This is a genomic window from Obesumbacterium proteus (assembly GCF_001586165.1).
Classification (GTDB): domain Bacteria; phylum Pseudomonadota; class Gammaproteobacteria; order Enterobacterales; family Enterobacteriaceae; genus Hafnia; species Hafnia protea.
Genome location: NZ_CP014608.1, coordinates 3,447,557 through 3,461,310 on the forward strand (window position 1 = coordinate 3,447,557; position 13,754 = coordinate 3,461,310).

Sequence of the window (13,754 nt, forward strand, 5' to 3'; positions counted from 1 at the left end):
TGAATCGCGTACCAATAACCAAGTTATACGTTGAACTGCCCCACTGCGCCGACTAAATCATTGGCCTGTGACAACAATGCGCCGGACGCCGCGGTAGACTCTTCTACTAACGCAGCATTCTGCTGCACCATGGTATCCAGATGGGTAACGGCTTTATTGATTTCATTGATACCGCGCATTTGCTCATCGGCGGCGTTGGTGATCTCTGACATTATCGTTGTGACGGCAGAAACGCTGGTCACGATATCCGTCATGGTTTCACTGGTTTGACGCACCTGCGTTGAGCCCGATGCGACGCTGCGTACCGTCGATTCAATCAGAGATTTAATCTCTTTAGCCGCTTGCGCGCTGCGCTGCGCCAAAGTGCGCACTTCACCGGCGACCACCGCAAAACCGCGCCCTTGCTCACCCGCTCGAGCCGCTTCCACGGCGGCGTTCAGCGCCAAGATGTTGGTTTGGAAAGCAATGCCGTTGATGACGCCGGTAATGTCACCAATTTTGCCGGAGGCGGTTTCAATCGATTGCATGGTGCTGATGACTTTAGCAATCGCCTCACCGCCGCGAGAGGCATCCGCAGAGGCGGAATGAACCGCGTTATTTGCCTGTTTCGCCGCGCCTGCCGACTGCGCCACCGTTGAAGAGATTTGCTCCAACGCCGCCGAAGTTTGCTGAAGATTGGCCGCTGCAGATTCGGTTCGGCTGGACAAGTCTTGGTTCCCTGATGCAATTTCATTGGCCGCAACGCGCACAGATTCACTGCTGCTACGGATGGATTTCATCACGTCGCTGAGCTTATCGATAAAGCGGTTAAACGAACCGGCAATCTGAGAAACTTCGTCTTTGCCATTGGTCGGCAAACGCTGGGTTAAATCCGCTGTGCCGGAGCTAATGGCATCCATTGCATCACGGATCTTAATCAGCGGTGTTAGCGCACGCTGGGCAATAACGCCGATAATCACTGCGGCAGCAACGATCAACACCAACAGAGTCACTAATGACGTGGTCAGCAATGAGCGCATTCCGGCCGTGGCCTCGGTTTTATCCATTGCTACCACGGTAAACCACGGTGTTCCTGCTACAGGCTGCGCTAGCAACAGTTTGGCACTGCCGTTAATGTCATATTCAATCGGTGAACGTGCATTAAGCAAACGTGACAATTCTAAGTTAGGCGCAATATTGGATAACGGCTTGAGCGTCAGCGATTCATCTGGATGCGCCATAATATTGCCAGCCGCATCGATGAGCATGCCAAAGCTATTTTCCGTTGGATGTATAGAACGCACGTTTTCAATCACGCTGTCCATGGTCACATCCCCTTCTACTACGCCTTTTAGAATGCCGTTTTCGATATGCGGTGCGGCAAACGTGACCACCATTTTCTTGGTGTTGGCGTCAACATAAGGTTCAGTAACAATAGGTTTACCGGATTTGACTGCCTGAATATACCAAGGGCGCGTGGTGGGATCATAACCTTCAGGAACGCTGTTAGGCACCGATGAAATATCGATTTTATTAGGATAACCAATATCAATCCCCATGAAGTTGCCGCCGTTGGCGGTTTGCACCATCAATGGCATAGGATCAGGAGAGGTAACATGTGGCGTAAGCGCTGAAACTAACCGGCTTTTGCTTGCCACCCAATCGGAAATTGCGCGGTTGTGGCTGGAAGAAACGGCCTCAAGCGTGCTATCAATTGCGCTATTGTTGTATTTGTTCGCAATTGAATAGTTAAGATAAGTGTTGATACAAAGAGAGCAAATAACGATGGCGGTAGAAGCTGCCAGAATACGTGAACGGATAGAGTCGAACATGATAGCTTGCCCTGATTAGAAGAGAGTTATGCCAGACTTATGTTTTTTATTGAAACAGCACACTAAATAACGGCCTGAATAAATAAAACTTGAGCTATTTACACTATAAATAAATTAAGTCCTATTTATCAGAGAGCTAAGTGATTGGCCTATTTACCTTAATGTCATTGGCCGAGGCGCTATAAATTGTGACCGATTCGCAGTATGCTAGTTGCCGAAAAGTTTCCCCTGTTTTCCTAACCTTAGTAAGTGCCATGAATCCAACTCCAGTCTCCCGTAAAACCGCATGGTTAAGAGTGGTTACGCTTGCCGTTGCCGCCTTTATTTTTAACACCACAGAATTTGTTCCCGTTGGGTTGCTCTCAGACATTGCGGCCAGTTTCTCGATGAGCACCGCGCAGGTCGGCCTGATGCTGACGATTTATGCCTGGGTTGTGGGGCTGATGTCATTGCCGTTTATGCTGATGACCAGCCAAATGGAGCGGCGCGGACTGCTGGTGAAGATCTTCATCCTGTTCATTGCCAGCCATGCGCTTTCGGTGGTGGCATGGAATTTCTGGATCCTCGTGCTTTCACGTATCGGCATTGCGCTGGCTCACGCGGTGTTTTGGTCAATTACGGCTTCGCTCGCTATTCGTTTAGCTCCGGCCGGTAAGAAAGCACAGGCGCTGAGCTTATTAGCCACGGGCACCGCCTTGGCGATGGTGCTTGGATTGCCGCTTGGCCGCGTTATCGGGCAATATTTAGGCTGGCGAACCACGTTTATGGTGATTGGCATTGTGGCGACTATGACGTTGATTTGTGTCATTAAGCTGTTACCTAAACTCCCTAGCGAGCACTCAGGCTCACTAAAAAGTATTCCAATTCTAATGAAGCGCCCCGTGTTGCTGTGTTTATATGCGCTCACCGTCGTGGTGGTCACGGCGCACTACACGGCATACAGCTATATTGAACCGTTTATTCAGAGCGTTGCGCTGATGAGTCAAGGCTTCGCCACCATGCTGTTGCTAGTACTCGGCGCGGCGGGGATCATAGGCAGCGTACTGTTTAGCATGCTAGGCAATAAGCACCCTGCTACGTTAATCATTGGTGCCATTGTGCTGCTGACGTTGAGCTTAGTCTTATTGCTTCCTGCCGCATCTAGCCCAATGTGGATTGCTTTGCTGTGTGTCGTTTGGGGTATTGCCATTATGACGATTGGCCTTGGTATGCAGGTGAAAGTTTTGGCTATGGCGCCTGATGCCACCGATGTGGCCATGTCGCTATATTCCGGTATTTTTAATATCGGCATTGGCGCAGGCGCGCTGCTAGGTAATCAGGTCAGCATTCATTTGAGCATGGCCAATATTGGCTATATCGGCGCTGTATTGGCGCTGGCTTCTCTGATGTGGTGCATCTTTATTTTCCGTCGCTATGCAGAGATCTTGGCGAAAGGTTATTAATACTTGCGGGCAAATATGGCGCAATCTTTCAATATGATAGCGCCATAGTATCTTCTTAGATTTTCATCAGTACTTAGCTCATTTTTTTAGCGCTGACTTTATGTTTGCAGCCGTACCGTAATTATTGAGTATAAAACTCTCTAGCATAGTCGCAAAACAATGATGAACTTCCTGCGTTGGATGCACATGGTCATTATAGATATATTGTGGGCGAATATTTAACCTAGGATCTTTTTCATCAAGACGATGAATATAGCCATGTTCCGTATAGGAATTGTTTGTATCATAACCAATCTCATGGGCGACCTCCGCTATCTTGTTAAAAGCAGAGAATGTATCAAAATAGAATACATTGCTTTTGGGATACGCTTTATTTAACTCATTAACTTTACTTTGCAATAATGCGTTATGGGCTACCGTTGCGTCTTTCATTATCTCTTTGTCATCAGATAGTTTTGCGCTAGGCGTAGCAGACAAATCTGGCAACCCCATAACAAGAATATTTTTAACCCCACGAGATAATATTTGTTCAATATCGTCAATTTGTTGTTCAACCACTGTCACCACATTGCTTTTATGCAGTGTGATGTAATCATTTGCGCCTAATAAGAAAATAGCTAAATCCTTATTTGACGGTGAGTAGGACTTCATTTGCTTATCTAGATTTGATAAAAAATCCCCGACAACGTTAAAGCATGAATAGCTTGCCGAGGTGCTTCCTCCCTCAGAAAAATTAATGGTTTCTTTTTTTAAAAATGAAGGGGATGAAAGAAAATCGCTCCAGACAAAACCGTTGGTAAATCGACCTTCATAATATTGACTATAGGAAGGAAAGATGTGGTGCGTTTTTTCAAACATTCTGCCTTTTGAGTCAGAGAGGCTATCGCCAAACACAATCAGCCTGTCTATATTATCTAAAGAATTTTTTGTATCGAGAGGATATAACTTGAGTATCTCCTTAGCCAGTCTAAAGGATGAAGTGGTATCTTTACTCGTTTCACACTGAGTCGCTTCCGGAACAGAAACCTTAACCGCAAGAAGTACCCCACCATTTTTCTCGCGGATAGAATATTCATTTAAGGCGCAGTCATTGTCGATATGGAGCTGCTCCTTCCATCCAGGGGATATTAATTCTGATAGTTTGGTAAAAATATCTTTAATTTCTTCAGGATCCAAATGAAGCTCATCATAGCGTGAGAGTTTGTCTATACACTGCAACGCTTCTTCCTGATGGGTAGAACAGAAAAATTCTTTAACGTCCTTCCATAAATTCGTTTCTTCAGAATGGGGATCGTGCTGGGTATTAATCACCCTTTCGGTATTTACACTAGCCGTATTAAAACTATTTCCAACATAGAGAGACATATTGCCACCTTGATCACATAAACGGCTCATTAAACTAATAACAAAGCACGTCGGTAATCAGGTTAACACCCTATCATTTTTACTTGGTTGTAAGATGAATAACTGACGTTATTACTGCTCATCAATGTCACTCGGGGTGATTCTATTTTAGCCTTCCGCAAAACCATTAATTTTTACGCGTAAGGCTTAGATTTCATTAGTGATTAGTCATCAGCGATTAGCGTGGGCTTGGCGATTTTCCTCAGCTATTTGCATCTGACATTCCAACATGGCGCATTCAACCGCCTTAGCCAGTTTCCGTAAGGCTTGGTCGACTTTATCGCTGTAAGGCAGTCCGTAATTTAATCGCAAACAATTTCGATATTTCCCCGACGCGGAGAACAGCGATCCAATGACAAACTGCACTTTGGCTTCGCTGAGTTCGAGGCTTAAACGCACGGAGTCAAAATGCTCGGGAAGCTCAATCCACATCATAAATCCGCCCTGCGGACGGCTCACGCAGATGCCACAGGGAAAGTACTCTCTCACTCGACAAGTGAATTTCTCGAGATTCTGCTGATAGTATTTACGCATGCGGCGTAGGTGGGTTTGATACCCCCCTGACTTGATAAACTCCGCAATGGCTAACTGCGGATGCGAAGCCGATGCGCCGGTGCCGGTGTATTTCATATAGACCACGCGATCAAAATAGCGCCCAGGTGCAATCCAACCAACGCGAAGCCCCGGAGCAACCGTCTTTGAGAACGAACTGCATAGCAATACGCGTCCATCGGTATCCAGCGATTTGATCGTGATAGGACGAGGATACTCAAAGGCTAAATCGCCATACACATCGTCTTCAATAATGGCGATATCGTAGCATTGCGCCAGCGACAATAGTTCCCGCTTGCGTTGCTCAGGCATGATAAATCCCAGCGGGTTATTGCAGTTAGGCACTAACATCACGGCCTTGATAGGCCACTGTTCTAACGCTAACTTCAAGGCTTCGACGCTGATACCGGTGCTTGAGTCCGTGGGAATTTCAATGACTTTTATTTTGGAACCGCGCAGCTTTTGCATAATCCCATGAAAAGCGGGTGATTCCACCGCAACGATATCGCCCTCCTGACACGCCGCGCGAATTGCCACCATCAGCGCCTCATGACAACCATGGGTAATAATGATATCAGCAGGATTTAAATGGCATCCTGAATCAATGGCCAAACGTGCCACCTGCTCGCGCAGGGCAAGAGAACCGTACACAGGATCGTAATTTAATACTCGGCTGTCTTGCGCCTGCATAAGCCGAGTCATCGCTTTCCATAACGGCGCCATTGTGGATTGGCACATATCCGGTGAGCCGCTGCCGAAAGGAATTGCATCGCTATCGGGTTCTTCATTCAGGCGATCGAGAACACATCCCCACTGCGTTATTTCAACCGGCCGCTGAGCTGGACGGCTGATCGCCGGTGCGGGCGGCGTGTGTTTGCGGGGCGTTACATAATATCCCGACCGTGGTTGCGGCGTGATGAGCTGTCTATCCTCAAGCAAATGATAGGCCTGCTGCACGGTGCTAATGCTCACGGAATGTTCATCACTCAGCGTTCGAACCGAGGGCAAGCGCTCGCCGCTTTGATATAAACCGGCTTCAATTCGTTGTGCTAATAAATCTGCGAGATGTTGATAGCGCGTCATCGTTGCCCTTTCCAATCATTGCTTGAGATCGTTATTCGCTAAAATGTTAGGCGAAAACCAGTACAGTTGGCCGCGTTTTAGACCATTCAGATCGCATAATGCGCAATCTGTATGTTAAATAATAGTTATTTTTGTATCTGTGACGTGTGCACTCTTCGCGCAATGATATTGGTATCGAAACCGCGAGGAGTTGCATGATGGGATATGACGAAAACCAAGCCAAGAAACCGTTTTTACAGTCGCCGTTTTATCTGTTTTTCATGGGGCTGTACCAACATTGGCGAACGTGGCATATGAGAAGAAAAGCCTATAGCGATTTACAACGTATGAGCGCGCAGCAGCTGAAAGATATTGGTCTATCCTGCGCGGATATTGACAATATAACCCGCCAGAGAAAATAGAGTTGAAGATCAATAAAGCCTCTCCGGTTTGCGGAGAGGCTCTTATCAACGTTTTATTTACCGCAGATAGTTAGCGACGAGTTTTCGTTTTCGGTACAGCTGCTGACTTGCGCGGCAACGTTTTCAGTAACTCGTCAGGCGTTACCGAGGCCACTACGCTACCGGCCAGCGGCATTTTCAGAATGTGATTTTTGATTTTGCCTATCACGTGCATTTCACACGGTTTGCAATCGAACTTCAGCGTCAGCACTTCATCCTGATGAATCAGCTGCATCGGTGACGCTCGCCCTTTCACACCCTGCACGCCTTTGGCCTGTTTAGGGCAAAGATTGAAGGCAAAGCGCAGGCAATGCTTGGTGATCATCACCGGAACATCACCTTTCTCTTCGTGCGCCTCATAGGCTGCATCAATCAACTGCACACCATAGCGCTGATAAAACTCGCGTGCTTTATGGTTATACACGTTAGATAAGAACGTCAGGTGCGTTTCCGGATAAACCGGCGCGGGTTCTGAAACCGCTTTGCGGCTGCCACGCGGATAGGCATGCAAACGCGCTTCCGTCAGCATATCTATGGTTTCGCGACGCAGCTGATTGAGCAAACCATTAGGCACGAAATACGCCGCTGGCAGGTTAATCTCAATGCCTTCGGAGAAATAGATACTCTGTCCTAGCTTCGCTAGACCATCGTGCAAACTGTTGAAGGCTTTCTCAGGCTGTTTGGCAATGTCAAAGAAGCCTTCCAGCGTTTGGGTAACGCTCACCCCGTCCGCCGTACTGGCCGTTAGCATCAGCTGATTTTCATTGCCGCTCAGGCGTAGTTTGACGCCAATACGACGTTCGCTAGATGTTTTCAGCAATGCCTGCTGCCAGTTATGATCCAGATTGCGGTTTAGCGGATGATGCGGACGCACATTTTTCAGCGCATCCAGCATTTCGTTTGGCCAAACGCGGAAGCTATTGGCGGCAATCTTTTCCACTTTGCTGGCGCGGAAGCCGACAATGTCACGCTTAATCAATACGTTCAGGCCATCGCCATTGGTCAGCGGCTCCGTCACGCTCACATCGACGTGATCTTTCCCAACCTTCAGCACTTCACCAATAGGCAAACCCACAAATTTCGGCGAATCAAACGCGCCGATATCCATTTGACGCTGGTTAACAAAATAGTCAGTGCTGCCACGGTGGAAGGTTTTATCCGGAGACGGGACAAAAAAGTGCTCAGTACGTCCCATCGACGCCGGAGCCAGCTCTGGCCTTGCCGTCATAATCGCATCAAGGTGCTGGCGATAATAAGCCGTAATGTTTTTCACATAGCTCATATCTTTATAGCGCCCTTCAATTTTGAATGAGCGCACGCCGGCATCAATTAATGCGATCAGGTTTTGGCTTTGATCGTTGTCTTTCATCGACAGCAGATGTTTTTCGTAAGCGACCACGCGTCCCTGATCGTCTTTGAGGGTATAAGGCAAGCGACATGCCTGCGAACAATCGCCACGGTTCGCACTGCGGCCGGTTTGCGCATGCGAAATGTAGCACTGGCCGGAATAAGCCACGCATAGCGCGCCGTGAATAAAGAATTCAACCGTGGCGTCGATGTTATCGCTGATGGCTTTGATTTGATTCAGGTTGAGCTCGCGAGCTAAAACGATTTGCGAAAAGCCAACGTCGGATAAAAATTTAGCTTTTTCAACGCTACGAATATCGGTTTGGGTGCTGGCATGCAGCTCAATCGGCGGGATATCCAATTCGAGAATACCCAGATCCTGAACAATAAGGGCATCCACGCCCGCTTCATAAAGCTGATGGATCAAACGTTCTGCCGGTTTCAGTTCATCGTCATGCAAAATAGTATTCAGTGTGACAAAAACTTTTGCCGCAAATCGATGAGCAAATCCCACCAATTCAGCGATGTCGCTGAGCGAGTTGCCTGCATTATGGCGCGCACCAAAATCTGGACCGCCGATATAAACGGCATCTGCGCCGTGTAGAATCGCCTCGCGGGCGATAGCAACATCGCGTGCGGGACTTAATAATTCAATCTTGTTTTTATGAGTAATTTTAGGCAAAACATCGCTTCGTAGCATGGATAAACCGTCTTAGTGAAAAGGCGAAAACGTGGCTATTGTAGTCAGGAATTTGCACTTCACAAGAAATCCCCGCTCACAATGTGTGATTTATTCAGCTTAAGCGCCACGAACCGCCAACCAAACGGTATGGAAACCACATTCTGGATCTTCAACGCGATGTTCTACCACGCTGAATTGGTGCTGATGAGGCAGATTTATATACTCTGTTGGACTGAGGCTGGCATGAAAAAGCGGTTTTCCACAAAATTCCCCTATCGCTTCTCCCTGATCTGGCCCGCTGGTGAACATTAATGCGGCTCTATCGGCGGCATGTGCAAGAAATACAGCAAACATCTTGCGCTGGTCAGCCTGAGACAAATGGAAAAAACTATCCCATGCAATGATTCCGTCAAAGCGCGTACCTAAATCTAATGTGCGCATGTCGTTAACCAGCCAGCGCTGCTGTGGAAAACGTTCGCGGCAACGTGTAATTTGCGCTGGAGCGCCATCGATGCCGGTGACATTGAATCCCTGCCGGATAAAGTACCCCGCGATGGGTTCTCCGGTACCACAACCAATATCCAGAATATGACCATTGGCCGGAAGTTGTGCGAGAAACCGTTCTAGCCAAGGGACTTCGCAGCGTGGCGAATCTCCCTGAGCGCCATTGCGTTGGGAATCCCAGAAGGTGGAATTTTGCTGGTATAACGGAATAATATTGTCTGCGGGAGACGTCATAACGGCCCTTACCGATGATTAATACCCATCGCGAAGTCATATGCTGTAAACAGAATCTTAAGCGAACACGTAATCTAAAATCAAAAATTAGCTAAGCATTGCTGAAATAAGGCTAAGCAACTGCTTTACATAAAGCGTTAATACTTATTACTATCCGATTACATTATTGCGTTAATTATATCTTTATCGAATTAAGTGTTTTTAAGACGGCATAAGACTAAGACAAGATAAATAACTAAACGCAATAAGTCATAACCCAATATCTAGCGTTATTTCATTTTTCATATATTCAATATGCGGGTTGCTATTGCCTAAATTTTGGATAAGAACCATAAGGAATAATATATGCCCGTGTTAACGCCTGATGAAAATAAATACCAAAATAATTCAGCGGTATTTCCAGCCAAAATAATCACCACCGAACGTGAGGCGATAGAAGCCGCCAAGCAGGTGGCGAAGTTTGCCGCAGAAGAGGCTCAGCACCGCGATCAGCAGCGCGTATTACCGCACGCGGCGCTCGACTTGTTCACGCACAGTGGCCTTGGCAGTATCACGATTCCGAAAGTATTTGGTGGGCCGCAGCTCTCCTTCGCCACCGTTGCCGAAGTTTTCCGAATTATTTCTGCCGTTGATCCGGCGTTGGGGCAAATACCGCAAAATCACTTTGGCATTCTGCAACTATTAAGTATTACGGCCACAGAAGATCAATTAAAACGATTATACGGTTCTGTTCTCGCAGGATGGCGAATTGGCAATGGCGGCCCAGAACGCGGCACAAAAGATACTTTGGATATGCGCACTCGCCTAACCAAAACCGCTGCGGGCTTAGTATTAAACGGTGAGAAATTTTATTCTACCGGTGCATTGTTTGCTCATTGGGTGGCGATTAAAGCTATTGATGATAATCAACAGCCGGTCATCACTTTTATTCCCAAACACACGGAAGGTCTGCACATCGTCGACGATTGGTCGGGTATGGGACAACGCACAACCGCCAGCGGAACCATTAAGCTGCACAACGCGTTAGTTGCTCCAGAGAATGTCATTGCCCTCGCCCCTATTTCACAGCAGCCGAATATTCAGGGCGCAGTTTCTCAGCTTATTCAAGCCGCTATCGACGCGGGTATCGCCCACGGTGCCCTAGAAGAAGCGAAATCATTTGTACGCGAACGTTCACGCCCTTGGATTGATGCCAACGTCGAACGTAACAGCGACGACCTTTACATCATTGCTGACGTCGGCCGCTTAACTATCGAACTCAATGCCGCCAATGCCCTGTTGAAACGGGCCGCGAGTATCTTGGATCAAACCCAAGCCGCGCCAATAACGGCAGAAAGTGCCGCCTATGCCTCTATTGCCGTCGCAGAAGCCAAAGTCTTAACCACGGATATTGCCCTTGCGGCCAGTGAAAAACTGTTTGAGTGGGCCGGTAGCCGCTCGACGTTGGCCGAATTTGGCTTAGATCGCCACTGGCGCAACGCCCGCACTCATACCCTGCACGATCCGGTGCGCTGGAAGTTTCACGCCATCGGTCAGTATCGCCTTAATGGCATATTTCCTGCCCGTCACTCTTGGATCTGATTCAGCCACAACAAATTCAACTACATAACAACTACATCAACAACAGGATGATTTTGCTATGACAACACAGGTTACCCCGCAAACGCCTGCGGCCAGATTAGAAACTACAGAGCAAATATTGGCGCTCACGCAACGTTTAGCCGAGGTTTTTTCCCTCGAATCGGCGCTGCGTGACCGAGAGCGACGCCTGCCTGACAGTGAACTGCATGCGCTGTTCAGCAGCGGTTTAGGGGGTATTACCGTTCCGGCTCAATTCGGCGGTGCCGATGTGTCCTGCGCCACGTTGGCACAGGTGGTAAGCCGTTTGGCTCAGGCTGACGGATCTATTGGTCAGGTGCCGCAAAATCATTTCTATGCTTTGGAAGTTTTGCGCATCAATGGCACTCAGGCGCAACAGCAACGGCTATATCAGGAAGTTTTAGACGGTGTGCATCTGGGTAATGCATTGGCTGAGTTTGGCACGCCGAATGCCCATACGCGCCGGACTCATCTGCATCGCAGCGGCGATAAATTGCTACTTTCTGGGCGTAAATTTTATGCCACCGGTGCGATTTATGCCCAGCGCATTCCGGTTCTGGCTCTGGGAGAAGACGGCAACGAAGTGCTGATTTTTTTACCTAGAGAGACTGAAGGGCTGACCATTATTGATGACTGGTCAGGTTTTGGTCAGCGCACCACCGGCAGCGGCACGGTGTTACTCAATAATTGTGAAGTTGATATTGATGACGTCGTGCCTTTCCACACCGCATTTGAGCGTCCAACCACCGTTGGCCCCTTTGCACAGCTGCTGCACGCCGCCATCGATCAAGGCATCGCCCGTGCGGCATACGAAGATATGCTGGCATTTGTGCGTGAACATGGGCGCCCGTGGATAGACTCCGGCGTGAGCGCCGCCACTGACGATCCTTTGACGCTGGAACGCATCGGGCGTATTTCCGCACGCCTAAGTGCGGGTGATGCGCTGCTGGAAATCGCCGGTTTATCGGTTGATACCGCCCAACATAACCCAACGACGGATAGCGTGGCGCAGGCCTCTATTGATGTTGCACAGGCGCGTGCTTATACCACCGAGGTGGCGCTGGCAGCCGGTAACCTCCTTTTTGAACTGGGCGGAAGCCGTTCCACGCTGCGCGAATATAATCTCGATCGCCATTGGCGCAATGCGCGTACTCATACCCTGCACGACCCTGTTCGCTGGAAATACCATGCGGTTGGCAATTTTTATCTCAATGGACAGCGCCCGCCGCGCCGAGGGACGATCTGATGAGCCAGCCGAAAAAACAGATCTTGATGAATGCCTTCAACATGAACTGCGTTGGGCATATCCATCACGGCATGTGGACGCATCCCGAAGATCGCTCGACGGATTTTAATAGCCTGAGCTATTGGCTCGATTTGGCGAAACTGCTCGAATGCGGTTTGTTTGATGGCCTGTTTATTGCCGATATCGTGGGCGTTTACGACGTATACCAACAAGGCATCGGCCTAACGGCGCGGGAGTCGATTCAACTTCCCGTGAATGATCCGATGCTGTTGGTGCCTGCGATGGCGAGCGTTACGCAACATTTGGGGTTCGGCGTTACCGCCAATCTCAGCTATGAACAGCCCTATTTGTTCGCTCGCCGGATGTCTACGCTGGATCACCTGACCCAAGGGCGCGCCGGATGGAATATTGTGACCGGTTATCTCGACAGCGCGGCGCGAGCGATGGGACAAACTCAACAGATCCCGCATGACCGCCGCTACGACATGGCTGACGAATACCTTGATGTGCTCTACCAGCTTTGGGAAGGCAGCTGGCAAGAAGATGCGTTGCTGGCCGATCGTCAAAACCGAATCTATGCAGACAGTACTAAAATTCATTCGATTCAACATCATGGTGAATTCTTCGACGTGGAAGGCTATCACCTTACCTCTCCATCACCGCAGCGCACCCCGCTACTTTATCAGGCAGGAAGTTCCAGACGTGGCATTCAATTCGCGGCTCGCCATGCGGAATGCACCTTTGTGAACGGCGCTACGCCGCAGGCCATGAAAGCTCAGGTCGATACGCTACGCCATGCTGCCGTCGCCGCGGGTCGCCGTGCAGACTCACTCAAAGTGTTCATGGGCGTGGGCGTTATTGTGGCTAAAACCGAGGCTGAAGCGAAAGAAAAGCATCAGGAGTATCTGCGCTATGCCAGCCCAGAAGCCGGATTGGCACATTTCTCCAGCTCAACCGGTATCGATTTGGCTTCGTTTGATTTGGATGAGCCTATCGTGGTGGGAAAAGTTGAGGCTATCGAATCCGTAACCAAGGCTTTCAGCGGCTGGACTAAACGTCGCCTGCTTGAACAGCACTCGCTGGGCGCACGTTATCCCGTTATTGTCGGGTCACCGTCGCAGGTCGCGGATGCGTTGCAGGTATGGATTGATGAGGCCGACGTGGATGGATTTAACCTCACGCGCATCGTTAATCCCGGCAGCTACCGCGACTTCATCGATTTAGTGGTACCTGAACTGCAATCACGCGGGGTTTACAAAACCGAGTACGCCGAAGGCGCACTGCGCCACAAACTTTTTGGCCAAGGAGCACAGCTTAATTCATTGCACCCAGCCGCTAAACGACGTTATCAACCGCAGCCGTTGCAAGCTTTTGCAGGTTAAAACAAGCATCTTAATTTTGGTATTTACA

Annotated in this window: 10 protein-coding genes; 5 read left to right on the forward strand and 5 right to left on the reverse strand. The window is 49.0% G+C overall.

All coding sequences use genetic code 11. The features are described 5' to 3' along the window. Positions 1–23: 23 nt before the first annotated feature. Complete coding sequence (locus tag DSM2777_RS16415) at positions 24–1,811, reverse strand: methyl-accepting chemotaxis protein (RefSeq protein ID WP_061554570.1); 1,788 nt, start codon at positions 1,809–1,811, stop codon at positions 24–26. 254 nt (positions 1,812–2,065) lie between these two features. On the opposite strand from DSM2777_RS16415, the gene DSM2777_RS16420 reads away from it, so the two are divergent. Further along, positions 2,066–3,253, forward strand: a complete 1,188-nt coding sequence (locus DSM2777_RS16420) for a sugar transporter (protein ID WP_061554571.1) — start codon at positions 2,066–2,068, stop codon at positions 3,251–3,253. Positions 3,254–3,331: 78 nt separating this feature from the next. Here the strand turns inward: DSM2777_RS16420 and DSM2777_RS16425 are convergent, their stop codons facing one another. Further along, positions 3,332–4,618 (reverse strand): type III secretion system effector, encoded by a 1,287-nt coding sequence (locus DSM2777_RS16425; protein ID WP_061554572.1) that lies wholly within the window; start codon positions 4,616–4,618, stop codon positions 3,332–3,334. 210 nt (positions 4,619–4,828) lie between these two features. Next, positions 4,829–6,292, reverse strand: a complete 1,464-nt coding sequence (locus DSM2777_RS16430) for an aminotransferase-like domain-containing protein (protein ID WP_061554573.1) — start codon at positions 6,290–6,292, stop codon at positions 4,829–4,831. A gap of 194 nt (positions 6,293–6,486) precedes the next feature. Here DSM2777_RS16430 and DSM2777_RS16435 point away from each other — a divergent pair, with 194 nt between their 5' ends. Beyond that, on the forward strand, positions 6,487–6,693 hold the full coding sequence (locus DSM2777_RS16435) for a DUF1127 domain-containing protein (RefSeq protein ID WP_227742362.1): 207 nt from the start codon (positions 6,487–6,489) through the stop codon (positions 6,691–6,693). Positions 6,694–6,763: 70 nt separating this feature from the next. Here DSM2777_RS16435 and DSM2777_RS16440 read toward each other — a convergent pair whose 3' ends face one another. Beyond that, on the reverse strand, positions 6,764–8,779 hold the full coding sequence (locus tag DSM2777_RS16440) for a peptidase U32 family protein (RefSeq protein ID WP_061554575.1): 2,016 nt from the start codon (positions 8,777–8,779) through the stop codon (positions 6,764–6,766). Between the two features lie 99 nt (positions 8,780–8,878). After that, the gene (locus DSM2777_RS16445; RefSeq protein WP_061554576.1) at positions 8,879–9,499 is read right to left on the reverse strand and encodes a class I SAM-dependent methyltransferase; all 621 of its coding nucleotides are present in this window, start codon (positions 9,497–9,499) and stop codon (positions 8,879–8,881) included. 345 nt (positions 9,500–9,844) lie between these two features. Between DSM2777_RS16445 and DSM2777_RS16450 the strand changes: the two genes are divergently transcribed. From DSM2777_RS16450 to DSM2777_RS16460, 3 genes are read left to right on the forward strand one after another with little or no spacing between them, the layout of a single operon-like run. Then, positions 9,845–11,080, forward strand: a complete 1,236-nt coding sequence (locus tag DSM2777_RS16450; RefSeq protein ID WP_061554577.1) for an SfnB family sulfur acquisition oxidoreductase — start codon at positions 9,845–9,847, stop codon at positions 11,078–11,080. Positions 11,081–11,138: 58 nt separating this feature from the next. Then, entirely contained in the window at positions 11,139–12,344 is a 1,206-nt protein-coding gene (locus tag DSM2777_RS16455) for an SfnB family sulfur acquisition oxidoreductase (RefSeq protein ID WP_061554578.1), read from the forward strand. Further along, positions 12,344–13,726 (forward strand): LLM class flavin-dependent oxidoreductase, encoded by a 1,383-nt coding sequence (locus DSM2777_RS16460; protein ID WP_061554579.1) that lies wholly within the window; start codon positions 12,344–12,346, stop codon positions 13,724–13,726. The genes DSM2777_RS16455 and DSM2777_RS16460 overlap by 1 nt, the downstream gene beginning before the upstream one ends. Positions 13,727–13,754 lie beyond the last annotated feature (28 nt).